Source organism: Streptomyces sp. P9-A4, assembly GCF_036634195.1.
In the GTDB taxonomy this organism is placed as follows: domain Bacteria; phylum Actinomycetota; class Actinomycetes; order Streptomycetales; family Streptomycetaceae; genus Streptomyces.
Genome location: NZ_JAZIFY010000001.1, coordinates 2,006,840 through 2,028,447 on the forward strand (window position 1 = coordinate 2,006,840; position 21,608 = coordinate 2,028,447).

20 protein-coding genes and 1 pseudogene are annotated in these 21,608 nt (G+C 72.0%); 11 read left to right on the forward strand and 10 right to left on the reverse strand.

Annotation, left to right across the window (positions count from 1 at the left end):
- Window positions 1–64 precede the first annotated feature (64 nt).
- Window positions 65–496, forward strand: coding sequence for a VOC family protein (locus V4Y03_RS08955; protein ID WP_317877904.1), 432 nt, complete (start codon window positions 65–67; stop codon window positions 494–496).
- Window positions 497–509: 13 nt separating this feature from the next.
- Here the strand turns inward: V4Y03_RS08955 and V4Y03_RS08960 are convergent, their stop codons facing one another.
- On the reverse strand, window positions 510–1,871 hold the full coding sequence (locus tag V4Y03_RS08960) for a glutamine synthetase family protein (protein ID WP_317877903.1): 1,362 nt from the start codon (window positions 1,869–1,871) through the stop codon (window positions 510–512).
- 272 nt (window positions 1,872–2,143) lie between these two features.
- On the opposite strand from V4Y03_RS08960, the gene V4Y03_RS08965 reads away from it, so the two are divergent.
- The 4 genes from V4Y03_RS08965 to V4Y03_RS08980 all read left to right on the forward strand — a co-directional run bounded on the left by V4Y03_RS08965 (window position 2,144) and on the right by V4Y03_RS08980 (window position 4,579).
- A complete protein-coding gene (locus V4Y03_RS08965; protein ID WP_332434571.1) occupies window positions 2,144–2,590 on the forward strand; it encodes a hypothetical protein in 447 nt (148 codons plus the stop codon).
- Window positions 2,591–2,661: 71 nt separating this feature from the next.
- The gene (locus V4Y03_RS08970) at window positions 2,662–3,309 is read left to right on the forward strand and encodes a DUF3105 domain-containing protein (protein WP_317875367.1); all 648 of its coding nucleotides are present in this window, start codon (window positions 2,662–2,664) and stop codon (window positions 3,307–3,309) included.
- Between the two features lie 20 nt (window positions 3,310–3,329).
- Window positions 3,330–3,977 carry a DUF305 domain-containing protein gene (locus V4Y03_RS08975; RefSeq protein WP_317875368.1) on the forward strand — a complete coding sequence of 216 codons (648 nt, stop codon included), beginning with the start codon at window positions 3,330–3,332 and terminating at the stop codon, window positions 3,975–3,977.
- A 182-nt stretch (window positions 3,978–4,159) separates the two neighbouring features.
- Window positions 4,160–4,579: a CBS domain-containing protein gene (locus V4Y03_RS08980; RefSeq protein ID WP_332434572.1), complete on the forward strand. Its 420-nt coding sequence runs from the start codon at window positions 4,160–4,162 to the stop codon at window positions 4,577–4,579.
- Here the strand turns inward: V4Y03_RS08980 and V4Y03_RS08985 are convergent.
- The 3 genes and pseudogenes from V4Y03_RS08985 to V4Y03_RS08995 all read right to left on the reverse strand — a co-directional run bounded on the left by V4Y03_RS08985 (window position 4,564) and on the right by V4Y03_RS08995 (window position 6,758).
- A complete protein-coding gene (locus V4Y03_RS08985; RefSeq protein ID WP_332437305.1) occupies window positions 4,564–4,896 on the reverse strand; it encodes a hypothetical protein in 333 nt (110 codons plus the stop codon). The genes V4Y03_RS08980 and V4Y03_RS08985 overlap by 16 nt on opposite strands.
- A gap of 40 nt (window positions 4,897–4,936) precedes the next feature.
- Window positions 4,937–5,266: pseudogene (locus V4Y03_RS08990) on the reverse strand (DUF998 domain-containing protein); the annotation flags it as partial.
- A gap of 13 nt (window positions 5,267–5,279) precedes the next feature.
- Window positions 5,280–6,758: an APC family permease gene (locus V4Y03_RS08995; RefSeq protein ID WP_332434573.1), complete on the reverse strand. Its 1,479-nt coding sequence runs from the start codon at window positions 6,756–6,758 to the stop codon at window positions 5,280–5,282.
- A 151-nt stretch (window positions 6,759–6,909) separates the two neighbouring features.
- Between V4Y03_RS08995 and V4Y03_RS09000 the strand changes: the two genes are divergently transcribed.
- A complete protein-coding gene (locus V4Y03_RS09000) occupies window positions 6,910–8,670 on the forward strand; it encodes an NAD+ synthase (protein ID WP_332434574.1) in 1,761 nt (586 codons plus the stop codon).
- A 53-nt stretch (window positions 8,671–8,723) separates the two neighbouring features.
- On the opposite strand, the gene V4Y03_RS09005 is transcribed toward V4Y03_RS09000, so the two are convergent.
- From V4Y03_RS09005 to V4Y03_RS09015, 3 genes are all read right to left on the reverse strand, one after another.
- Window positions 8,724–9,746, reverse strand: a complete 1,023-nt coding sequence (locus V4Y03_RS09005; RefSeq protein WP_332434575.1) for an endonuclease/exonuclease/phosphatase family protein — start codon at window positions 9,744–9,746, stop codon at window positions 8,724–8,726.
- Window positions 9,747–9,979: 233 nt separating this feature from the next.
- The gene (locus V4Y03_RS09010) at window positions 9,980–10,600 is read right to left on the reverse strand and encodes a TetR/AcrR family transcriptional regulator (protein WP_332434576.1); all 621 of its coding nucleotides are present in this window, start codon (window positions 10,598–10,600) and stop codon (window positions 9,980–9,982) included.
- A 143-nt stretch (window positions 10,601–10,743) separates the two neighbouring features.
- Window positions 10,744–12,399 (reverse strand): MFS transporter, encoded by a 1,656-nt coding sequence (locus V4Y03_RS09015; RefSeq protein ID WP_332434577.1) that lies wholly within the window; start codon window positions 12,397–12,399, stop codon window positions 10,744–10,746.
- Window positions 12,400–12,670: 271 nt separating this feature from the next.
- Between V4Y03_RS09015 and panB the strand changes: the two genes are divergently transcribed.
- The 4 genes from panB to V4Y03_RS09035 all read left to right on the forward strand — a co-directional run bounded on the left by panB (window position 12,671) and on the right by V4Y03_RS09035 (window position 16,198).
- The gene (gene panB, locus V4Y03_RS09020) at window positions 12,671–13,534 is read left to right on the forward strand and encodes a 3-methyl-2-oxobutanoate hydroxymethyltransferase (RefSeq protein ID WP_317875358.1); all 864 of its coding nucleotides are present in this window, start codon (window positions 12,671–12,673) and stop codon (window positions 13,532–13,534) included.
- A gap of 184 nt (window positions 13,535–13,718) precedes the next feature.
- Entirely contained in the window at window positions 13,719–14,243 is a 525-nt protein-coding gene (locus V4Y03_RS09025; protein ID WP_332434578.1) for a DUF2690 domain-containing protein, read from the forward strand.
- Between the two features lie 111 nt (window positions 14,244–14,354).
- On the forward strand, window positions 14,355–15,347 hold the full coding sequence (locus V4Y03_RS09030) for an ATP-binding cassette domain-containing protein (RefSeq protein ID WP_317875356.1): 993 nt from the start codon (window positions 14,355–14,357) through the stop codon (window positions 15,345–15,347).
- A complete protein-coding gene (locus tag V4Y03_RS09035; RefSeq protein WP_317875355.1) occupies window positions 15,344–16,198 on the forward strand; it encodes an ABC transporter permease in 855 nt (284 codons plus the stop codon). The genes V4Y03_RS09030 and V4Y03_RS09035 overlap by 4 nt, the downstream gene beginning before the upstream one ends.
- 27 nt (window positions 16,199–16,225) lie before the next feature.
- Here the strand turns inward: V4Y03_RS09035 and V4Y03_RS09040 are convergent, their stop codons facing one another.
- A complete protein-coding gene (locus tag V4Y03_RS09040) occupies window positions 16,226–19,645 on the reverse strand; it encodes an AfsR/SARP family transcriptional regulator (protein ID WP_332434579.1) in 3,420 nt (1,139 codons plus the stop codon).
- Between the two features lie 125 nt (window positions 19,646–19,770).
- Between V4Y03_RS09040 and V4Y03_RS09045 the strand changes: the two genes are divergently transcribed.
- The gene (locus V4Y03_RS09045) at window positions 19,771–20,565 is read left to right on the forward strand and encodes a site-2 protease family protein (RefSeq protein ID WP_317878865.1); all 795 of its coding nucleotides are present in this window, start codon (window positions 19,771–19,773) and stop codon (window positions 20,563–20,565) included.
- Window positions 20,566–20,573: 8 nt separating this feature from the next.
- Here the strand turns inward: V4Y03_RS09045 and V4Y03_RS09050 are convergent, their stop codons facing one another.
- Together V4Y03_RS09050 and npdG are read right to left on the reverse strand one after the other, a co-directional pair.
- Complete coding sequence (locus V4Y03_RS09050) at window positions 20,574–20,759, reverse strand: hypothetical protein (protein WP_317878866.1); 186 nt, start codon at window positions 20,757–20,759, stop codon at window positions 20,574–20,576.
- 88 nt (window positions 20,760–20,847) lie between these two features.
- Complete coding sequence (npdG, locus tag V4Y03_RS09055; RefSeq protein ID WP_332434580.1) at window positions 20,848–21,579, reverse strand: NADPH-dependent F420 reductase; 732 nt, start codon at window positions 21,577–21,579, stop codon at window positions 20,848–20,850.
- Window positions 21,580–21,608 lie beyond the last annotated feature (29 nt).

The following is a 21,608-nucleotide window of genomic DNA, read 5'->3' on the forward strand; positions in this document are numbered from 1 at the left end:
ACGGGCCGCGAGGAACGACGGTTCTCCGTCAGGTCCGGGCCCGCGGAACGAGGAGAGACACCCCATGAACTGGACACTGGAAGTCGTCCCGGTCCCCGTGACCGACCTGGACCGGGCGAAGGAGTTCTACGGCGAGAAGTGCGGCTTCAGGATCGACCTGGACGACGAGGTGGCGCCGGGCACACGCGTCATCCAGGCGACACCACCGGGCTCGCGCTGCTCGATCGCGATGATGAGCGGGATGCCGCAGCTGCCGGACACGAGGAACATGGAGCCGGGCGCCCTCCAGGGCCTCCAGCTCTGCGTCACGGACATCGAGGCGGCACACAAGGAACTCGTGGCCCGGGGCGTGAACCCCTCACCGGTCCGGCACGTAGGAGCGACGGGCTGGGAGGAGGGCAAGGGCGGCACCTGGAACTCCTTCCTCACCTTCGAGGACCCGGACGGCAACGGCTGGGTGGTCCAGGAGGCCCCGTCGGAACTGTCGGAACGCTAGCCCCCCCTCACCCCTACAGCACCGGCAGGTTCTTCCGCAGTTCGAAGGCCGTGACCTCGCTGCGGTACTCCTCCCACTCCTGCTTCTTGTTGCGGAGGAAGAAGTCGAAGACGTGCTCCCCCAGCGTCTCCGCCACCAGTTCGCTCTTCTCCATCAGGGTGATCGCCTCTCCCAGGTTCTGCGGGAGCGGTTCGATGCCCATCGCGCGGCGTTCCGCGTCGGAGAGGGCCCAGACGTCGTCGTCGGCGCCGGCAGGGAGTTCGTAGCCCTCCTCGATGCCCTTGAGGCCCGCCGCGAGGAGGACCGCGTACGTCAGGTACGGGTTGGCGCCCGAGTCGATCGAGCGGACCTCCACGCGGGAGGAGCCCGTCTTGCCCGGCTTGTACATGGGGACGCGGATCAGCGCCGAGCGGTTGTTGTGGCCCCAGCAGATGTACGAGGGGGCCTCGCCGCCCGAGCCGGCCGTGCGGGACGAGCCGCCCCAGATGCGCTTGTACGAGTTGACCCACTGGTTGGTGACGGCCGAGATCTCGCCCGCGTGCTTGAGCAGGCCCGCGATGAAGGAGCGGCCCACCTTCGACAGCTGGTACTCGGAGCCCGACTCGTAGAACGCGTTCCGGTCGCCCTCGAACAGCGACAGGTGGGTGTGCATGCCCGAGCCCGGGTAGTCCGAGAACGGCTTCGGCATGAACGTGGCCTGCACGCCCTGCTCCAGCGCCACCTGCTTCATGACCAGGCGGAAGGTCATGATGTTGTCGGCCGTGGAGAGCGCGTCCGCGTACCGGAGGTCGATCTCCTGCTGGCCCGGGGCGCCCTCGTGGTGGCTGAACTCCACCGAGATGCCCATCGATTCGAGCATCGTGATCGCCTGGCGGCGGAAGTCCATGCCCACGTTCTGCGGGGTGTGGTCGAAGTAGCCCGAGTTGTCCGCCGGGGTCGGACGGGTGCCGTCGAGCGGCTTGTCCTTGAGGAGGAAGAACTCGATCTCGGGGTGCGTGTAGAAGGTGAAGCCCAGGTCCGAGGTCTTCGCGAGCGCCCGCTTGAGGACGTAGCGCGGGTCCGCGAAGGAGGGCGAGCCGTCCGGCATCAGGATGTCGCAGAACATCCGCGCGGTGCCCGGCGCCTCCGCCCGCCACGGCAGGATCTGGAAGGTCCCCGGGTCCGGCTTGGCGATCATGTCCGACTCGTAGACCCGGGCGAAGCCCTCGATCGCGGAGCCGTCGAAGCCGATGCCCTCGTCGAAGGCCTGCTCCAGCTCGGCAGGCGCCACGGCGACCGACTTCAGGAAGCCGAGCACGTCGGTGAACCACAGACGTACGAAGCGGATGTCGCGCTCTTCGAGCGTACGGAGCACGAATTCCTGCTGCTTGTCCATTTCCACACCCATCCTCGCTGGTCAGGCCGCCTGTTCCCACCGCCTCGGGCAACGTCGGGGGGGCACCTGAGCATCCCACCACATGGTTTCGCACACGTTGCACACCCATAGTGCCTGCTCGGGTGTGACTCAGGTAACGCGAATCCTGCCGCGCCCGGGTGTCCGGCAGCTGTGCTCCGGGTGTCCGCTCGCCCTTCCGCCGCCCGCCCGTCGGTACCGAGTGGTACCCCATTCGGCCCACAGAGCGTCCGCGCCCACTACGATCTGCGCCCATGGGGGCCACACGGCTCGTACGCCCGTCCCGGCACGCGCGTCCCATGGCACTGGTGAGTGCCGTGGCGACGCTCCTCGCCGCGCTCTTCTTCTGTCTGGGGGCCGGGCCCGACTCCGGGAACCATCATCCGGAGCCCGCCGCCGGAGGGACTTCACAGGCCGCGGGAACCGTACGGACCGAGGGGACCGTACGGACGACGGCCGCAACCTCCGCCGCGGCCGGCACCCCCGTCGGCGAGTACATCTGCCCCTACGACCGCGGCGGCTGCTCGCTCTTCCCCTCGCTCTCCCCCGCGGTGCTCAGCGCGCCCCCGCTCGACCCCCCGCTGCACGCGGAGGGCGGGCTCCCGCGCCTCTTCCCGCCGCCCGCCGACGACCCGGCGGGCCGCACCGGCGCCCAGCCCCGCGCGCCGGACCTGCACGTCCTTCAAGTTCTCCGGACGTAGCGGCGGCGGGCGTCCCGCCCCCGCACGTCCAGCCCCGAACTCCACCCCACCCCGAGAAGGACGACATCACCATGGCCGCCAACCGCTCCGCCACCGCCGACCGCCGCGCCCGAATAGAGGAGATGCGCCGCGCCGAGCAGGCCCGTGAGCGCCGCAACCGCTTCCTCACGATCGGCATCTCGGGCGTCGTCGTCCTTGGTCTCGTCGGCTTCGGCAGCTTCGTGCTGATGAAGAAGTCCGACGAGCAGGACCAGAAGGACGCCGCCGCGAAGGCCCCCATCACGGCCGAGAAGTCCTGGGACGCGGCGAAGCTCGGCCGCAACCACGTCGAGAAGGCCGTGAAGTACGACATGAAGCCGCCGGTCGGCGGCGACCACAACCCGGTCTGGATGAACTGCGACGGCGTGGTCTACAAGAAGGCCCTCCCCGAGGTGAACGCGGTGCACTCCCTGGAGCACGGCGCCGTCTGGGTGACGTACAACAAGAAGGCCGCCGCCGACGACGTGAAGAAGCTGGAAGACAAGGTCGCCAAGACCAAGTACACGCTGATGAGCCCCGTGGACGACCAGGCCGGGGCGATCATGCTGTCCGCCTGGGGCAAGCAGGTCACCGTGGACAACGCGAGCGACCCCCGTATCGACGCCTTCTTCACGAAGTACGTCCAGGGTCCGCAGACCCCCGAGCCCGGCGCGGCCTGCAGCGGCGGGCTCGACCAGTGAGCGCCGCCGACGAGGACGTCCTGACGCCCCCGGCCCGGCGGTCGGACCGGACGCGGTGGGCGGCGGTCACCGCCGTCGCGCTCGCGCTGCTCTTCGCCGGGGGCGCCGTCACCGTCGCCTCGGCCGAGCGCGACGAGGCGCCGGGCACGCCCGCCTCCCTCTCCGCCGACGCCGGCTTCGCCCGGGACATGTCGGTCCACCACCAGCAGGCCGTCGAGATGTCGTTCATCGTCCGGGACCGCACCCAGGACGAGGAGGTGCGCCGGCTGGCGTACGACATCGCCAACACCCAGGCCAACCAGCGGGGCATGATGCTCGGCTGGCTCGACCTGTGGGGGCTGCCCAAGACCGAGTCCGGCGTCGAGCCGATGACCTGGATGGGCATGGGCGGTTCCGGCGACACGGGTCCCCTCGACGGGGCCCTGATGCCGGGCATGGCGACCAACGCGCAGCTGGACCAGTTGCGGAAGGCGAGCGGCCGCGAGGCCGAGATCCTGTATCTGCAGCTCATGACCGCGCACCACAAGGGCGGGGTCCACATGGCCGAGGGCTGTGTCCAGAAGTGCTCGGTGGACATCGAGCGGAACCTGGCGCAGGGCATGGTCGACGCGCAGAAGTCCGAGATGCTGCTGATGGCGGACATGCTCAAGAAGCGCGGCGCGGCGTGAGGCGTCACGCCGGCTGAGGCCCGGCACCGCGTGAGCCCTGCCACCACGTGAGGCTCCGCGGCTGGGCGTAAGACGTTCACGGCCCCCGTGACCCCTGCGGTCGCGGGGGCCTCGTCGTGCGCCGACAATGAGTGGGCTCGGGGACGTACGTGTGACCGCGTTCGACGAAAGGTACGCACCTCATGACCACGGCGAAGGACATCATGCACCCCGGGGCCCAGTGGATCCCGGCACACGAGACGCTCGACCGCGCCGCCCAGCTGATGCGCAATCTGAACGTGGGCGCACTGCCCATCGCCGACGAGAACGAACGTCTCTGCGGCATCCTCACGGACCGCGACATCGTGGTCGGCTGTGTGGCCATGGGGCACGACCCGGCCAAGGTCACCTGTGGCGAGATGGCGAAGGGCACCCCGCGCTGGGTCGCGGCGAGCGCGGACGTCGGCGCCGTCCTGGAGGAGATGCAGAGCCACCAGATCCGCCGGCTCCCCGTCATCGAGGGCAAGAGGCTCGTCGGCATGATCAGCGAGGCCGATCTGGCCCAGCATCTGTCGGACGAGCAGATCAAGGCGTTCTGCGCGAGCGTCTACGCCGCTTCCTGACCCGTGCGCAGGACCGCCCGGACCACCGCGTCCGGGCGGTCGAGCATGACCAGATGGCCCGACGGCACGGCCGCCTCGTAGCGGGCGCCGAGCCGGCGGGCCAGCGCGCGTTGGCGCCGCTCCCAGCGGGCGGAGCCGTCAGGGGCGGCGAGGACGGTGACGGGGAGGCCCGGCGGGAGCGGGTGCGTGGCGCGCAGGGCGAGGAGTCCGGCGGCCACGGCCCCGTAGTGGGCGTTCTCCAGGAGGGCGCCGCGCAGCACCCGTGAGGTGCCGTAGACCCGGCGGATCAGGGCGGTGGGGGCCGGGTCGTGGCGCACGGCCGCGCGGCGGACGGCGGGGCCGAGCGCGGCGGGGATCGGGGAGGCGGGAGTCGGCGACGGTGGCGGCGCCGAAGACGGCGAGGGCGACCCAGCCGACGGCCTCCCAGGGGTCGCGGGTGGGGCGGGAGGTGCTGGTGAGGGTCCCCCAGGCGCCCACCACCGCCCCCGCCAGCACCAGCGCCCCGGCCGCCAGGTCGGTCGCCCTGAACAGGCCGCCGAGCGGCTGGTCCGCCGCCGCGAGTTCGGAGACGTACGTCCGGACCGGGTCGAGCCCGGTCCGGACGAGGACTTCGAGGACCCAGGCGGTGTACGCGAGCGCGCCGAGGGCCAGCAGAACGGCGGCCGTACGCGTGACACTCCTGGACATACCGGCTCGAACGCTAGGGCGCGGAGGAAGGTTCCCGGTGGTCCGGGTGGACCCAGCCGGGCTTGCGGTACTTGAGGAGCGCGGCCGGGATGACGATGCCGAGGAGCAGCAGGCCACCGCCGACGATCAGCAGATAGCGCCAGAGGGGCTGGTCGCCGAACTGGTCCGGCGGGACGAAGCCGATGACGAGCGCGGCGACCGAGGCGACGAAGCCGACGCCGGCGACCCATGCGACGGCGGGGACGCGGAAGCCGCGTTCGACGCCGGGCTGGGTCCTGCGGAGCTTGACGACGGCCACGAACATCAGCAGGTACGCGATCAGGTAGATCTGCACGGTGATGACGGAGAACATCCAGTAGGCGCTGGAGACGTTGTCGCTGAACGCGTAGAGGATGCCGATCAGGGTGGTGACGACACCCTGCGCGATCATGATGTTCTGCGGGGCGCCGTCCTTGTTGAACTTCTGCAGCGCGGGCGGCAGGTAGCCCTCCTGACGGGAGAGCAGGACCAGGCCCTTGGCGGGTCCGGCGAGCCAGGTGAGCATGCCGCCGAGGGCGGCGCAGACCAGCATGATGCCGACGACCTTGGTCATCCAGCCGATGGAGAAGTGGTCGAAGAAGGCCTGGAAGGCCTGCATCAGCCCGGCGGTGAGGCTGAGCTGCTCCGAGGGCATGACCCAGGCGATGGCCAGGGCCGGGAGGATGAAGATCAGCAGGACGAGGCCGGTCGCCAGGAACATCGACTTCGGGTACTCGCGCTTGGGGTCGCGCAGCGAGGACACATGGACGCCGTTCATCTCCATGCCCGCGTAGGACAGGAAGTTGTTGACGATGAGGACCAGGCTGGCGAGGCCGGTCCACGGCGGCAGCCAGTGGTCGGCGCTCATGGGCTGCGCGGACGGGTTGCCCTGGCCGAGGAAGACCATGCCGAGGACGACGAGCAGCACGCCGGGGATGAGGGTGCCGATGATCAGGCCGAAGGAGGAGAGGCCGGCGATCGTCTTCGTACCGCGCGAGGAGACCAGGACCCCGGACCAGTAGATGACGATGATGACGATCGCGACGTAGAGGCCGTTCTCGGCGAGGGAGGGGTCGATGACGTACGCGAAGGTCGAGGCGACGTACGCGAGGAGGCTCGGGTAGTACGCGATGGTCATGGCGAACTGGCACCAGACCGCGAGGAAGCCGAGCGGCTTGCCGAGCGCCTCGCTCACCCAGCGGTAGATGCCGCCGTTCCAGCCGGAGGCCAGCTCGGCGCCGACGAGGGCGGTGGGGAGCAGGAAGACGATGGCCGGGAGCAGGTACAGGAAGATCGCGGCGAGGCCGTAGATGGCCATGGCCGGCGAGGGCCGCAGGCTGGCGACGGACGCGGTGGTCATGAAGGCGAGGGTCAGCCAGGAGATGAACTGCCTCTTGGTGCCGTCGTCGTGGGAGGCCGCCGAGTCGGTCGCGGTGGGCCGTGCCGACTCTGCCGGGTCGTCAGTGGTCGTCATGAGGACATGATCAGCGGGGCGGGACGGGCCCGCATGTCGGCGGTCCGGGATCCGGACTCCCGTGTCCGGGACATTCGGATCCTCGGGTCCCGGGACATTCGGTTTCCCGCGTCCCAGGACATAGCGTCGGTCTGACGATTACACTGGGCGGGTGCCTCAACTACGCCTCGCCCTGAATCAGATCGACTCGACCGTCGGAGACATCGCCGGGAACGCCGAGGCGATCGTGCACTGGACCCGGCACGCCGCCGGACAGGGCGCGCATCTCGTCGCGTTCCCCGAGATGGCGCTGACCGGATATCCCGTCGAGGACCTCGCGCTGCGCTCCTCCTTCGTGGAGGCGTCCCGCGCGGCCCTGCGCGGTCTCGCCCGGCGGCTCGCCGACGAGGGGTTCGGGGAGGTGCCGGTCGTCGTCGGCTATCTGGACCGCTCCGAGCGGGACGTCCCGAGGCTCGGCCGGCCGGCCGGTTCGCCGGAGAACGCCGCCGCCGTGCTGCACCGCGGCGAGGTGGTGCTGCGCTTCGCCAAGCACCACCTCCCCAACTACGGCGTCTTCGACGAGTACCGCTACTTCGTGCCGGGCGACACGCTGCCGGTCGTGCGGGTGCACGGCGTCGACGTGGCCCTGGCGATCTGCGAGGACCTGTGGCAGGACGGCGGCCGGGTCCCGGCGGCGCGCAGCGCGCGGGCGGGGCTGCTGCTCTCGGTCAACGCCTCGCCGTACGAGCGGAACAAGGACGACTCACGGCTCGACCTGGTCCGCGGGCGGGCCCGCGAGGCGGGGTGCGTGACCGCGTACCTGGCGATGACGGGCGGTCAGGACGAGCTGGTCTTCGACGGCGACTCGATCGTCGTCGACGCCGAGGGCGAGGTGATCGCGCGGGCGCCGCAGTTCGTCGAGGGCAGCGTGATCCTCGACCTGGAGCTGCCCGCGGCGGACGCCGAGGCACCCGAGGGCGTCGTGGACGACGGGCTGCGGATCGACCGCGTGGTGCTGTCCGAGGAGCCGCTGCCGGCGTACGAGCCGGAGCTGACGGGCGGTTGGGCGCACCGGCTCGACGACGACGAGGAGGTGTACTCCGCGCTGGTGATCGGGGTCCGCGCCTATGTCGCGAAGAACGGTTTCCGCTCGGTGCTCGTCGGGCTTTCCGGCGGCATCGACTCGGCGCTCGTCGCGGCCATCGCCTGCGACGCGCTCGGTGCGGACCAGGTGTACGGGGTGTCGATGCCCTCCAAGTACTCCTCCGACCACTCGCGCGACGACGCGGCCGAGCTGGCCCGCCGGACCGGGCTGCACTACCGCACGGTGTCGATCGAGCCGATGTTCGACGCGTACATGGGGGCGCTCGGTCTCACCGGCCTCGCGGAGGAGAACCTCCAGTCGCGGCTGCGCGGGACGACGCTGATGGCGATCTCCAACCAGGAGGGCCAGATCGTCCTGGCGCCGGGCAACAAGTCCGAACTGGCGGTGGGGTACTCGACGCTGTACGGGGACTCCGTCGGCGCCTTCGGCCCCATCAAGGACGTCTACAAGTCGACCGTGTTCCGGCTCGCGCGCTGGCGGAACCGGGCGGCGGAGGAGCGCGGGCAGACCCCGCCGATCCCGGAGGCCTCGATCAGCAAGCCGCCGAGCGCCGAACTGCGCCCGGGGCAGGTGGACACGGACTCGCTGCCGGACTACGAGGTGCTGGACGCGCTCCTCGCCCTGTACGTGGACCAGGACCTCGGCAAGGACGCCATCGTGGCGGCCGGTTTCGACGAGGAGCTGGTGACGCGGACGCTGCGGATGGTGGACACGGCGGAGTACAAGCGGCGCCAGTACCCGCCGGGCACGAAGATCTCGGCGAAGGGCTTCGGCAAGGACCGGCGCCTGCCGATCACGAACCGCTGGCGGGAGACACCGTCCGGCTGACCCGGGCCCGGCGGTCCGGTAGGGCCTGATCCGAAGGACAGGCCCCGGGGCGCTCAGAGACGGACGCGGGCGGCGACCGGAAGGTGGTCGCTCTCCGTCGCCGACAGCGCCCAGGACGACATCGGCTCGACGCCCTTGACCATGATCTGGTCGATGCGGGCCATCGGGAACGAGGCCGGCCAGCTGAAGCCGAAGCCGTCGCCCGCCGCGCCCTGGGTGGAGCGGAGCTGCGAGGTGACGGCGCGCAGGGCGCGGTCGTTCATGGTGCCGTTGAGGTCGCCGAGGAGGACGATCCGCTCGTGCGGGTCGTGGGCGATGGCCTCGCCGAGGGCGTTCGCGCTGCTGTCGCGCTGGTTGGCGGTGAAGCCGGCGTTCAGCTTGACCCGTACGGACGGCAGGTGGGCGACGTACACCGCGATCTCGCCCTTCGGAGTGACGACGGTGGCGCGCATCGCGCGGGTCCAGCCCATCCGGATGTCGACGGGCTGCGCGGCGCGCAGGGGCAGCTTGCTCCAGAGCCCGACGGTGCCCTGGACGGAGTGGTACGGGTACTCCTTCGCCAGGCCCTTCTCGTACGCCGGGACCATGTCGCCCTTGAGTTCCTCCAGGGCCAGGACGTCGGCGCCGGACGCGGCGAGCTGCCGGGCGGTGCCCGCGGGGTCCGGGTTGTCGGCGTTCACGTTGTGGGTGGCGACCGTCAGGTCACCGCCGGCGGAGGACTTGTCGGCGACGAGCCCGCCGAAGAGGTTCAGCCACACCACGGCCGGGAGCAGCAGGGCGATCAGGGCGGTGGCGGAGCGGCGTACCAGGGCGAGGACGAGCAGCAGGGGCACCAGGAGGCCCAGCCAGGGCAGGAAGGTCTCGGTCAGGCTGCCCAGGTTGCCGATCCGGTTGGGGATGTCGGAGTGGAAGACCATCAGCAGGGTGAGGGCCACCGCGCAGGCGGCGATCACGATGCCCCGGCGCCAGATCCCGCGGTCGCCGCGGAGCCGGTCGCGGGCGGTCCGGAAGCGGGAGGCGGGAGGCTCGTTCCCGGTGCCGCCCTGCTCGGTCTCCGTCATGTCCACCCGCGCCATCGCACTGTCCTCACTGCCTTGCTGCCGTGCCGTCTTGCCGTGCTGCGTTGCTCCGTGACCCGACGTCGACACTAGGCGATGACGGGTCCGTCGTACTCCCCCAGGGACGACACGGCGGCGTGGCGGGTTCCTGCAGGTGGTGCGTACGGGCGGGCTGTGACAGAACGCGCACATTCGTACGGGTCCGTGCCGGCGCGGGGCGGGACCGGCCGTGCGGAGCGGGCGCGCGGGGATCAGTCGCGCGGGCGGAGGCCTTCCAGGACGGTGTCGACGACCCGCTCGGCGAGGCCGGGCTCCAGGGGGGAGCCGGGGCGGATGACGGTGCGCAGGAGCAGCGGGCCGGTGAGGAGGTCGTTGACGAACTCGACGTCGAGCCCGGCCCGGATCTCCCCCCGTTCCATGCCGCGGCGGACGGCGTCCAGGCCGAGGCGGCGGCGCGGTTCGATGACGGTGAGGTGGTACGCGTCCCACAGCTTCGGGTACAGCTGCATCTGCGCGAACACGTTGTGGAGCAGCGCGGAGTTCCGCTTGGCGAGACCGCGTTCGCGCATGGACTCCAGGAGGGCGATGAGGTCGTCCCGTACCGAGGTGCCGGGCAGTACCGGGTCCGGGGGCTCCACCGAGCGGAGCAGGTCGACGAAGAGCTCCTCCTTGCCGGCCCAGCGCCGGTAGATGGTGGCCTTGCCGACCCCGGCGGTACGGGCGATCCGCTCGATGGACAGTTCGGCGAGCGGAGCGCCGTCGTCGAGGAGCCCGACGACGGCGTCGAAGACGGCCTGCTCGACGCCCTCGCTGCGCGGCCGGCCGCGCCGGGCGTGGGGGGCGTGGGCGGGGTCCGCGGGGCCGGAGGCCATGGCCCCCGGGCCCGCCCCCGGCACCGGCCTCGACCCCGGCGTCACGACTCCGCACGGTGCCGGGACCGGGTATCGGGCATCGTGGGGTTGCTGGGTCCCGCCGTCCTGCCGCGACACGTGCGCTCCACCTCTCGTTCGGACGACTACCGTCGGGCCGATTCTCCCGCCTCTGCGCCGGGCGCGGGGACCGAGCCCCGCCGGGCCTCGCCCTCGTGGCCGGGAACGGCCGGTGCGGCGGTCTGCGCCGGGGCGCGGCCCGGGAGGAAGAGCGCGACCACGACCGCGCCGACGACGCCGATCACGGCGGAGGCGATCGCCGTGACGTGCATGGCGCTCAGGAAGGCGTCGTACGCGGGGGCCACCAGGCCCCGGCCCGCCGGGCCGAGCTTCTCCGCGACCGCGAGCGTCGCCTCGACGGACTCGCCCGCCGTGTCGCGCAGGGCGGCCGGCACGGCGCCGAGGTGTCCCTCGATCTCCCCCCGGTAGGTGGAGGAGAGCAGCGAGCCGAGGACGGCCACGCCGAGCGCGCCGCCGACCTGCCGGAAGGTGTTGTTGATCGCGGAGCCGGAGCCCGCCTTCTCGCGGGGCAGCGCCTGCATGATCGCGACGGTGACCGGCGGCATGATGTGCGCCATGCCCGCGCCCTGGAGGAAGAAGACGACCTCCATGACCCAGACCGGGGTGCCGGCGTCGAAGAAGGCGAAGGCCGCCAGGCCGAGGGCGACGAGCAGCATGCCGACGGTGCAGACGGCCCGCGCGCCGAAGCGTTCGACGACGAGCCGGGCCCGGGGCGCGAACACCATCTGCGCGACGGCCAGCGGCAGGATCAGCAGGCCGGACTGGAGCGCGCTGTAGCCGCGGACGCTCTGCAGGTAGAAGGCGGAGAAGAAGGTCACGCCCATCAGCGCGAAGAAGACCAGCGCGATGGCGGCCACGGCGGCGGAGAACGCGGGCCGCTTGAAGTACGACATGTCGATCGCGGGGTGGTCGCTGCGCCGCTCGTGGAGGACGAAGAGGACGAGGACCGCGAGGCCGCCGAGGACCGGGGCGAGGACGGTGGGGTCGGTGAAGTCCGCCAGCTCGCCGCCGCGGATGATCCCGTACACGAGGAGGACCAGGCCGACGACGGAGAGCAGTACGCCGGGTATGTCGATGCGGCCGGGAAGGGGGTCCCGGGAGTCGGGGACGAGCCAGACCATCAGGGCGAGGGCGAGGATCACGACGGGCACGTTGATGAGGAAGATCGAGCCCCACCAGAAGTGTTCGAGCAGGATGCCGCCGGTGATCGGACCGATCGCGATGGCGAGGCCGACGCTGCCGGCCCAGATGCCGATGGCCTTGGGCTGCTCGTCGCGCTCGAAGACGTTCATGAGGACGGCGAGGGTGGCGGGCATGACGAAGGCCGCGCCGAGGCCCATGAGGGCCCGGAAGGCGATGAGCTCGCCCGGGGATCCGGACATCGCGGCGAGGGCGGAGCCGATACCGAAGACGGTGATGCCGAAGAGCAGCACCTTCTTGCGGCCGAGGCGGTCGCCGAGCAGGCCGGAGGTGAAGAGGAGGCCGGCGAAGACGAGCGTGTAGGAGTTGATCGACCACTCCAGCTCGCTCTGGGTGGCGCCGATGCCGGTGGGGGCGGGGGCAGCGATCGTCTTGACGGCGACGTTCAGGATCGAGTTGTCGAGGACGACGATCAGCAGGCTGAGCATCAGGACGCCGAGGACGGCCCAGCGGCGCCGGTGGACGGCCTCGGGTATGCGGGGCGCGGCGGGCGCGGTGGGTGCGGTGGACGGCTGTGGCATGAGCACCACCCTAGAGTTATTTCGATACGAGACCGTCTCGTATCGAAAAAGATGACGGAGGCTTTACACAGAGGCCTCACGAAGAGCCCCGCGCGTGACGCGTACGCGTGACGCGCGCGTATGCCGCCCGCGCATGCCGCGCCCGCGTGACGCGCCGGTGTGAACAGCACCACTCCGGCCCACTTCCCCGTCCGCCCGGCGAAGTGCCACCATGGATGTGGTCCGGGGACGCCGTCAGGGCGCCTCGAGATGACACAAGGAGCCGTGCACCATGACGCTTCAGGCTGCCCAGAATCCGCCCGCCGACAGCAGCAAGGCGCTGTACGGCGGCAAGGGCACGCGCCGTCTCACCGTCCACGACATCGCCGCCGCCAAGACCCGTGGCGAGAAGTGGCCCATGCTCACCGCCTACGACGCCATGACCGCCTCGGTCTTCGACGAGGCCGGCATCCCGGTGATCCTCGTCGGCGACTCCATGGGCAACTGTCACCTCGGTTACGACACCACCGTGCCCGTCACGATGGACGAGATGACCCTGCTCTCCGCCGCCGTCGTCCGGGGCACCCGGCGCGCCCTCGTGGTCGGCGACCTCCCCTTCGGTTCGTACCAGGAAGGGCCCGTCCAGGCCCTGCGCAACGCCACCCGGCTCGTGAAGGACGCCGGCGTCGGGGCGATCAAGCTGGAGGGCGGCGAGCGTTCGCTGCCGCAGACCGAGCTGCTCGTCCAGGCCGGCATCCCCGTCATGTCCCACCTGGGCCTCACCCCGCAGTCCGTGAACACCATGGGCTACCGGGTGCAGGGCCGTTCCGACGAAGCCGCGCACAAGCTGCTCCGCGACGCCAAGGCGGCGCAGGACGCGGGCGCGTTCGCGGTCGTCCTGGAGCTGGTGCCGGCCGAGCTGGCCGCCGAGGTCACCCGCTCGCTGCACATCCCGACCGTCGGCATCGGGGCGGGCCCCGGCACCGACGCCCAGGTCCTCGTCTGGACCGACATGGCCGGCCTGACCGGCGGCAAGGTCCCGCGCTTCACCAAGCAGTACGCCAACCTCCGCGAGACGCTCGGCGACGCCGCGCGCGCCTTCGCCGAGGACGTCAGCGGCGGGGCGTTCCCCGCCGAGGAGCACACCTTCCACTAGGTCGTGCGGCACGGGGACCCCTGTCCCCGCATCCGGCGGCCGGGGCCCGTTCCCACGGGTCCCGGCCGTTCGTCGTCCCGTCCCGTCCCGTCCCGTACGACGTCCCGTGCGGTCCCGCGCCCCGTCCCGGGACCGCACGGGACGTGGATCGGGACGGGAACCCGTTGTCCGGCGGATCCGGCGCGTGGAACGGTCGCACCGCACCCCGCACACCGCTCCCACCGCACCGGAGGACGTCTTGCGCATCTCCCCCACCCTCAAGCGCGCCGCGGTCACCACCGCCGCCGGCATCGCACTCGTCACCGGCTTCTCGGGCAGTGCCCAGGCCGGCTCCGGATACGACTTCCAGAACCCCGCCTCCTCCAGCTGCGCCTCCGACGCCTACACCGCCAAGTCCACCGCGCTGTACGCGCAGCGCAGCGGCGCCCAGGTCGGCACCATCCAGCTGCGCTACAGCCCCTCCTGCCGCACGGTCTGGTCCCGCGTCTACTCCAACGGGTCGCAGGTGGACGGGTCCACCTTCCGCCAGGAGACCAACACGTACTCCGGCCACTGCATCAGCGGCGCCCTCTGGGACTCGGGCCTCGGCCAGTACTACTGCTACACCGCGATGCTCAACGACGCCGGCTACACCTCGTACGCCGAGGGCGTGGCCAACAACAGCTCGAACTCCGACAGCTCGCAGTGGGGCAACACCTCGGCCTACTGACCGCCTCCGGCCCCGTGCCGACAGACGGCCGACAGCCCCGCCGACCGATGTCGGCGGGGCTGTCGGCCGTCTGTCGGGGGATTGTCGGTGGCGGCTGGTCTAGTGGTGGACATGACGCGATCACACACCAACGCCATCGAGGTCCGGGGCCTCGTGAAGCACTTCGGCGACACCAAGGCCCTCGACGGGGTCGACCTGGACGTCCAGGAGGGCACCGTCCTCGGTGTGCTCGGGCCGAACGGCGCGGGGAAGACCACCCTCGTCCGCTGTCTGTCCACCCTGCTGGTCCCGGATGCCGGGCACGCCACCGTCGCCGGGTACGACGTGGTGAAGCACCCCCGCCAGCTGCGCCGCACCATAGGACTCACCGGTCAGTACGCCTCGGTCGACGAGAAGCTGTCCGGCTGGGAGAACCTGTACATGATCGGGCGGCTGCTCGACCTCTCCCGCTCCGACGCCCGCCGCCGCGCGGACGAGATGCTGGAGCGCTTCTCCCTCACCGACGCCGCCAAGCGGCCCGCGATGACCTACTCCGGCGGCATGCGGCGCCGCCTCGACCTCGCCGCCTCGATGATCGGCCGGCCGGCCGTCCTCTACCTGGACGAGCCGACCACCGGCCTCGACCCCCGCACCCGCAACGAGGTGTGGGACGAGGTTCAGCGGATGGTCTCCGAGGGCGTCACCGTCCTCCTCACCACCCAGTACATGGAGGAGGCGGAGCAGCTCGCGAGCGAGCTGACCGTCATAGACCGGGGCAAGGTCATCGCCCGGGGCGGGGTGGACGAACTGAAGGCCAAGGTCGGCGGCCGGACCCTGAAGGTCCGCCCGGTGGACCCGGACCGGCTGCCGGAGATGGCCGCCGCGCTCCGCGAGACCGGGCTCGACGGGATCGCCGGCGCGACGGTCGTGGCCGACGAGGGCGCGCTGTACGTGCCGATCCTCACCGACGAGCAGCTGACGGCCGTCGTGGGCCTGCTCGGCGCCCGCGGTTTCGGCATCGCCCACATCGGCACCCATCTGCCCAGCCTGGACGAGGTGTTCCTCGCCATCACCGGCGAGAAGACCGCCGATTCCGTCGAGACCCACGAGGAGGTCGCCGCATGAGCACGACCACGGTCACCAAGTCCCCCGTCGGCACGCCGAGTCCGGCGCCGGCACGGCGCGGCCCCGTCGCCGAGGGCCGGATAGGCCTGCGCGGCAACCTGCGCCACATCAGCGCCCTGGCCCGCCGCAACGCCCTGCAGATCAAGCAGGACCCGGAGTCGATGTTCGACGCCGTGATGATGCCGATCATCTTCATCCTGCTGTTCGTGTACGTCTTCGGCGGCGCCATCGCCGGCAAGGGCAACAACGACGCGTACGTCAACTACGTGACCCCCGGCCTGATGGCGATGATGGGCATGAACATCGCGATGGCCGTCGGCGTCGGCATCAACGACGACTTCAAGAAGGGGGTCATGGACCGGTTCCGGACGATGCCGATCGCCCGGTCCTCCGTCCTGATCGCGAAGATCGTCGTCGAGGTCGGCCGGATGCTGATCGCCACCGCGATCCTGCTCGGCATGGGCTTCCTGCTCGGCCTGGAGATCCAGACCTCGGTCCTGCACCTCTTCGCCGCGATCGGTCTCTCGATGGTCTTCGGGGCGTCGCTGATGTGGATCTTCATCCTGCTCGGTCTCACCATGAAGACCGCCCAGGCCGTCCAGGGCATGGCGATGCTGGTCCTGATGCCGCTGCAGTTCGGCTCGTCGATCTTCGCCCCGCCGACCTCGATGCCCGGCTGGCTGGAGACCTTCACCGACTACAACCCGCTGTCCAACCTCGCCGACGCCGCCCGGGCCCTGATCAACGGCGGCCCGGTCGCCCACTCGGTGTGGATGACCCTCGGCTGGTCGCTGGTGATCACGGCCGTGACGGCGCCGCTGGCGGTGGCCAAGTTCCGCAAGAAGACCTGAGCCGGGTACGGGGGTCCCTCCGGGGGATCAGGACTCGGCGCGCTCACTGATCGCGTCGGCGGCGCGACCGAGCAGGGCGGCGGCCTCCCCGAGGGAGAGGCCGCCGCCCTCGGCGTACGCGGCCTCGAACTCCCCGTCCCCGAGGGCGGACCGGCACAGTTCCGTCGCCCGCTCCCGGTTCTCCCGCTCGATGGGCGGCGCGAGGTGCCCGGGCGGCGTCAGCCCCTCGTACGCGCCGAGCAGCACCCCCGCCGTACGGGCCGAGGGGCCGCCGAGCCCGGCGAGCGCCCAGGAGGCGCTGATCAGATGGGTCGACGGCATCTGTGGCGCGACCATCTGCGAGAGGCCGCCGAGGGAGCGCTCGTACGCCCGCCGGGCCGTCACGAGCGCCGAGGCGTACCGCCCGTCGAGGTTGTCCACCCAGCTGAGGCTGCCGAGCGCGAAGCCCTCGAAGATGGAGAACGTCTCCGAGCTGAACAGCTTCTGGGAGCCGAACTCGTCGAGCAGCCCCTCCAGATGCGCCCGGGCCTCGGCCGTCCGGCCGGTCCGGCCGAGCAGCAGCGCCAGGAAGATCCGCCCGGCCAGCATCGGTTCGTGGCCCCGGCCGTGCTCCCCCTCCACCACCGCGCGCAGGATGACCTCCGCCTCCACGCCGCGGCCGGTCTCGATCAGCATGTCGGCGTAGCGTGCGCGCAGCAGCGCCATCTGGGACTGGGCGCCGATCCGTTCCGCGTACGTGATGGCGTCGGCGTAGTCCTGGGCCGCGCCCTCGAACTCCAGCCGCCGCTCGCGGGCCTCGGCGCGCGAGGACAGCGCCTCGGCCGCGCCCCAGGAGTCCCCGAGGCGGACGAAGATCTCCAGGCTCTCCTCGGCGTCGGCGCTCGCCCGCTCGGCCAGGTCGGCCCGGTTGGCGAGCATGTTGGCGCGCAGCTGGAGGGCGTTGGCGAGCTCCCACTCGCTGCCGTGGCGGCGGCAGGCGGTGACGTGTTCCTCCAGGGCCTCGCCCATGCGGCCCGGTTCGCCGATGAGGAGGACGGCGAAGACCGTGAAGGAGCCGGGCAGCCGGCAGGTCTGCGGGAGCCCCGGCGGGTAGATCTCGTTGATCCGCCGCAGCCGCGCGACCCCGGCGGGGGTGGTCCAGCGGCCGGTGTCGTAGTCCATGTTGAGCAGCTCGATGAGCCGCACCCCGCGCCGGGCCTCCCAGCGCTGCTCCTCGGAGAGCGGCAGCGGTACGACGGTGCACGGCTCGTGCAGCGGTACGACGGGGGCGGCGGGCGTCCCGAACGGGTCGGGCCCGAGCGCGGCGACGGACTCCGCCCAGTGGAGGGCGTCGGCGCGCAGGTCGCGCATCTGCCAGTACCAGAGCAGCGAGTGGACGAGGACGAGGGCCTCGTCCTCGTCGCGGGCGTCGACGGCGCGGCGCATCGCCGAGCGGATGTTCCCGTACTCGACGGCGAACCGGGCCATGGCCTCGACCTGCCGGGAACCGCGCAGCTCGGGGTCGGAACGGCGGGCGAGTTCGCGGTAGTACGTGCGGTGCCGGCGCTCGACGGCGCCCCGCTCCCCCGCCTCGTCGAGCCGCTCCCCGGCGTACTCGGCGACGGTCTCCAGCAGCCGGAACCGCATACCGGTGTCGCCGGGCGCGGCGACGACGAGCGATTTGTCGACGAGGGCACCGAGCAGGTCGAGGACGGCGGGCACCCCACCGGGGCCGCGCTCGTCGGCGCGCTCCTCCCCCGGGTCCCCCTCCCCCGCGCAGACCGCCTCCGCCGCCTCCAGGCCGCAGCCGCCCGTGAAGACCGCGAGACGGCGCAGGACCGACCGTTCGGCGTCGTCCAGGAGGTCCCACGACCAGTCCACGACCGCCCGCAGGGTCTGCTGCCGGGGCAGCACCGTGCGTGCCCCCGAGGTCAGCAGCCGGAACCGGTCGTCGAGCCGGTCCGCGATCTGGCGCAGGGTCAGCATCCGCAGCCGCGCCGCCGCCAGTTCGATGGCGAGCGGCAGGCCGTCGAGCCGGCGTACGACCTCGCCCGCGGCGACCGGGTCGTCCTGGGTCACGAACCCCGGGCGGACCGCCGCACCCCGCTCCCCGAGCAGCCGCAGCGCCATCCCGGTGGGCAGGGGGCCGAGGGGCCGGATCGCCTCCCCGGGGACGCCGAGCGGCTCCCGGCTCGTCGCGAGCACCCGGAGCTCGGGGCAGCGTGCGAGCAGGGCCTCGGCCAGTTCGGCCGCCGCGCCGACGAGGTGTTCGCAGTTGTCGAGGAGGAGGAGCATCCGCCGCCCGGCGCAGTGCTCGACGAGCCGGGCCATGGGGTATCCCCTGGACGAAGTCCTTGGGGAAGGATCGCCCCCGCCACGCAGTTCCTCGGCTCCGGCACCGCGCAGTACGGTCTCGCGGGCGCCGACCGCGGCGAGGACCACCTCGGCGACGGCCTCCGGGTCCCGTACGGGCGCGAGCTCCGCCACCCAGACGCCGTCCGGCCAGTCCCCGGCGCCCCGCTCGGCGGCCTCCTGCGACAGCCGGGTCTTCCCGGCCCCGCCGGGCCCGAGGAGCGTCACGAGCCGGGCGCGGCGCAGGTCCTCGCGGACCAGGGCGATCTCCTCGTCGCGCCCGACGAAACTGGTGAGCCGGGCCCGGAGGTTACCGGGGGCCGCGGGCCGCGCCGCCGGAGGATCGGCGGCGGGCGGGGCGGCGGGCCGGGCCTCGGGCGGGGCGGTGGGCGCTGCCGGGGCCAGGAGCTCCGCGTGGAGGGCGCGCAGGGCGGGGGACGGGTCGGTGCCGAGGCGGTTGGCGAGGGCGCGGCGGACCGACTCGTACGCCGCGAGCGCCTCGGCCGCGCGTCCGGTGTCCCGCAGGGCACGGATCCGGAGGACCTGGAGGGGCTCGTCCAGCGGGTGGGCCGCGCAGAGGGCGGTCAGCTCGGGGAGCGCCGCGTGCGCCTCGCCGAGGGCGAGGGCCGCGCCGAGCCGGGCGCGGCGGGCGTCGAGGCGGCGGGCCTCCCAGCGGGCGGCCTCCGCGTCCCGGTCCGGCAGATCGGCGAGGGCTGGACCGCGCCACAGGCCCAGGGCCTCGTCGAGGAGGGCGGCGGCCCCGGCCGGGTCGCCGGCGGCGAGGGCGGCCACCCCTTCGACGGCGAGGTGCTCGAAGCGGCGGGCGTCGACGTCCTGGGGCCGGGCGTCGAGCCGGTAGCCGCCCTCGGCGGAGACGATCCGGTCGCGTCCGAGGGCCTTGCGGAGCCGTCCGACCAGGGCCTGGAGCGCGGCGACGGCGTCGGCGGGCGGCTCGTCGCCGTGCCAGACCTCGTCGACGAGGTCGGGCACGGGCACGGTCCGGCCCGCCCGCAGGACGAGGACGGTGAGCAGCGCACGGACCCGCGGGCCGCCGACGGACACATCGGTGCCTTCGGGGGTGCGGGCGAGGGTTGGACCGAGGACGGAGTAGCGCACGGGCCCATTCTCCGTGAGAAGGTCCCCGACTCCGGAACTCGCCCCGTCACCCGGTACGTTTCCCGCACATCAGGCAGCGCACGATCCCGTCTCCGTCCCGCCTCCGTCCCCTGGGAGCTCCCGCGATGACCACGGCCACCACCCGGCGCCACGAACGGCGGATCAGTCCCGTCTTCCTGGCGATCCTCGCCGTCATGGCCGTCACCGGCTGGGCGGTGTGGACGGACTTCGCCGCCTCGCCCGGTCTGGCGGTCTTCCTCTTCGTGACCTCGGCGTGGGTGGTGTCGCTCTGTCTGCACGAGTACGCGCACGCCCGTACGGCCCTGCACGGCGGGGACATCACGGTGGGCGCGAAGGGCTATCTGACCCTGAACCCGCTCGCGTACACCCACGCGGTGCTGAGCATCGTGCTGCCGGTGCTGTTCGTGATCATGGGTGGGATCGGTCTGCCGGGCGGCGCGGTCTTCATCGACCAGGGCCGGATCAAGGGCCGCTGGAAGCACAGCCTGATCTCGGCGGCGGGCCCGCTGACGAACGTGCTGTTCGCGCTGGTCTGCACGGCGCCGTTCTGGCTGGACGCGCTCGACGGAGTGCCGATGACGTTCCGCTTCGCGCTGGCGTTCCTGGCGTTCCTCCAGGTGACGGCGGCGCTGCTGAACTTCCTGCCGGTGCCGGGGCTCGACGGCTACGGGGTCGTGGAGCCCTGGCTGTCGTACAAGGTGAAGCGGCAGATCGAGCCGTACGCGCCGTACGGCTTCTTCATCGTGATCGCGCTGCTGTTCGTGCCCGCGCTGAACACGGCCTTCTTCGACGCGATCGACGCGCTGCTGCGGTCGCTCGGGGTGCCGGAGGCGAGCCGCTACTGCGGCTCGCAGCTGTTCCGCTTCTGGCAGGGGACGCCGGAGTTCTGCGAGGTCTGAGACCGGACCTAGCCCTCCGCGGCGGCGGCCTTCTCCATCCTGGCGCGGCGGACGTAGTACCAGGCCATGTTCGAGGAGAGGCCGGCGAGCAGGATCCAGACGATGCCGAGGAGGCTGCCCTCGACGAAGGCGACGACGGCCGCGGTGACGGCCAGGGCGCAGACCACGAGGGCGTAGAGGGCGAGGCGGGGCATGGGGGTCGGCTCCTGTCCGGGTACGGCTGCTGTGCCCGTCCAGTGTCCCCCATGCCCTCCGCCCCGCAGGGACCGGCTCGGGGCCGGCTCAGATGTCGGTGACGCGGAGCCCGGCGTGGGCCTTGTACCGGCGGTTCACCGAGATCAGGTTGGCGACGAGCGACTCGACCTGGTGGGCGCCCCGCAGCCGGCCGGCGAAGACGCCGCGCATGCCGGCGATGCGGCCGGCGAGGGCCTGGACGATCTCGACGTCGGCGCGCTCCTCCCCGAGGACCATCACGTCGGTGTCGATCTCCTCGACGGAGGTGTCCTTGAGGAGGACGGCGGAGAGGTGGTGGAAGGCGGCGGTGACCCGGGAGTCCGGGAGGAGCGCGGCGGCCTGCTCGGCGGCGGAGCCCTCCTCGGGCTTGAGGGCGTAGGCGCCCTTCTTGTCGAAGCCGAGCGGGTTGACGCAGTCGACGACCAGCTTGCCCGTGAGCTCCTCGCGCAGGGACTCCAGGGTCTTGGCGTGGCCCTCCCAGGGCACGGCGACGATCACGACGTCGCTGCGGCGGGCGGTCTCGGCGTTGTCGGCGCCCTCGACGCCGTGGCCGATGTCCGCGGCCACGTCGCGGGCGCGGTCGGCGGCACGGGAGCCGATGATCACCTGCTGGCCGGCCCTGGCGAGCCGGTAGGCGAGGCCGCGGCCCTGGTCGCCGGTGCCGCCGAGGACGCCGACGACGAGGCCGGAGACGTCGGGGAGGTCCCACGGGTCCTTGGGTGCGGCCTTGGGGGCGGCGGGCGCGGCGGCGGGGTCCTGGGGTGCGCTGGAGGAAGTCATGGCCCCGACATTACCGACCGGTCGGGCTG

Bases quoted from the DNA above. Each gene is read 5' to 3' on its own strand.
- V4Y03_RS08955 (WP_317877904.1), top strand. From the start codon at position 65: ATGAACTGGACACTGGAAGTCGTCCCGGTCCCCGTGACCGACCTGGAC.
- V4Y03_RS08960 (WP_317877903.1), bottom strand. From the start codon at position 1,871: ATGGACAAGCAGCAGGAATTCGTGCTCCGTACGCTCGAAGAGCGCGAC.
- V4Y03_RS08965 (WP_332434571.1), top strand. From the start codon at position 2,144: ATGGGGGCCACACGGCTCGTACGCCCGTCCCGGCACGCGCGTCCCATG.
- V4Y03_RS08970 (WP_317875367.1), top strand. From the start codon at position 2,662: ATGGCCGCCAACCGCTCCGCCACCGCCGACCGCCGCGCCCGAATAGAG.
- V4Y03_RS08980 (WP_332434572.1), top strand. From the start codon at position 4,160: ATGACCACGGCGAAGGACATCATGCACCCCGGGGCCCAGTGGATCCCG.
- V4Y03_RS08995 (WP_332434573.1), bottom strand. From the start codon at position 6,758: ATGACGACCACTGACGACCCGGCAGAGTCGGCACGGCCCACCGCGACC.
- V4Y03_RS09005 (WP_332434575.1), bottom strand. From the start codon at position 9,746: ATGGCGCGGGTGGACATGACGGAGACCGAGCAGGGCGGCACCGGGAAC.
- V4Y03_RS09010 (WP_332434576.1), bottom strand. From the start codon at position 10,600: ATGGCCTCCGGCCCCGCGGACCCCGCCCACGCCCCCCACGCCCGGCGC.
- V4Y03_RS09015 (WP_332434577.1), bottom strand. From the start codon at position 12,399: ATGCCACAGCCGTCCACCGCACCCACCGCGCCCGCCGCGCCCCGCATA.
- panB (WP_317875358.1), top strand. From the start codon at position 12,671: ATGACGCTTCAGGCTGCCCAGAATCCGCCCGCCGACAGCAGCAAGGCG.
- V4Y03_RS09030 (WP_317875356.1), top strand. From the start codon at position 14,355: ATGACGCGATCACACACCAACGCCATCGAGGTCCGGGGCCTCGTGAAG.
- V4Y03_RS09035 (WP_317875355.1), top strand. From the start codon at position 15,344: ATGAGCACGACCACGGTCACCAAGTCCCCCGTCGGCACGCCGAGTCCG.
- V4Y03_RS09045 (WP_317878865.1), top strand. From the start codon at position 19,771: ATGACCACGGCCACCACCCGGCGCCACGAACGGCGGATCAGTCCCGTC.
- V4Y03_RS09050 (WP_317878866.1), bottom strand. From the start codon at position 20,759: ATGCCCCGCCTCGCCCTCTACGCCCTCGTGGTCTGCGCCCTGGCCGTC.
- npdG (WP_332434580.1), bottom strand. From the start codon at position 21,579: ATGACTTCCTCCAGCGCACCCCAGGACCCCGCCGCCGCGCCCGCCGCC.